At 54.0% G+C, this 276-nt stretch carries 1 pseudogene; it reads left to right on the top strand.

Going from position 1 to position 276, the window contains the following annotated elements:
• A pseudogene (locus tag R0K30_RS21800) lies at positions 1–276 on the top strand (hypothetical protein); the annotation flags it as partial.

Genomic DNA, 276 nt, shown 5'->3' with positions numbered 1-276 from the left:
ACCATTTCCCCGACTTGGAACGCGAGCACGCACTGGCATCAGAACTCGACTACGAACTGGTTCCGACCACTGACACAGAAGAGTTCAAGCAGCGACTCTCAGATGCCGAAATTGTCATGATCACTCCATATGCGAAGCTGACCGCCGACGATTTTCCGGCGATGGACAAATGTCGCGCAGTGATCCGGTACGGGATCGGTTATGACAATATTGACGTCGATGCCGCGACGAAGGCAGGAATCCCTGTGTCAATTGTTCCCGGAACTGCCTCGGAAG

The sequence above is a fragment of the Bacillus sp. SIMBA_154 genome (assembly GCF_046536015.1).
Taxonomy (GTDB): Bacteria; Bacillota; Bacilli; order Bacillales; family Bacillaceae; genus Bacillus; species Bacillus pumilus_P.
Note: the sequence above shows the minus strand (reverse complement) of the source record. Positions and strands in the feature narration are given on the sequence as shown.